This is a genomic window from Vibrio sp. 2033 (assembly GCF_033339735.1).
The window spans coordinates 1-549 of record NZ_JAWOVC010000696.1 but is presented as its reverse complement, the minus strand read 5'-3'; the positions used below and the strand labels follow the sequence as shown (position 1 = coordinate 549).

The following is a 549-nucleotide window of genomic DNA, read 5'->3' as shown; positions in this document are numbered from 1 at the left end:
AATGCGACCGAAAAATGCTGAGTGTTGCGATACTTTGATTTTGGGAACCATTGACCAATCTGCTCATCGGCCCACTTCGCATCTTTATCATCATGACAAGCGGTACAAACATTGGGCGTATTAATATGCTTGCTTAAATCTGGGCGCGGAACGTGCCAACTGTGGTCTCTGCGCGGGTCTACCTGCATATAGGTCGTCTCCGGCATGTGACACGTTGTGCATTTTGATGCTTCGGTGTTCGCTTGATGAAAGGTGTGGTTTTCTGACAGATAATCTGACGCTACATGGCATTGCGCACATACTGCTTCTTCTGGGATTTTAAGTTGGGCGGAATGTGGATCGTGACAATTTGTGCACGTTACGCCTTTCTCTGCCATGGCCGATTGCAAAAACGAGCCGTAAACATAGTCCTCATCGTAAATTTGGCCATCGTGATAATAGAGCTCAGGGGTAATTAAACTCAGACGGTACTTATCAAGAAATGCACCTTTGACGTGATCCGCTTCTTCATTCAACTGGGTACGTCGACTGTGGCACTGAGCGCAAGTT

Annotated in this window: 1 protein-coding gene; it reads right to left on the bottom strand. The window is 47.0% G+C overall.

Annotated elements, in window-relative coordinates:
- Nucleotides 1-549, bottom strand: a 549-nt coding sequence (locus tag R7P74_RS28575; protein ID WP_318124063.1) for a cytochrome c3 family protein, incomplete at both ends; no start/stop codon positions are given.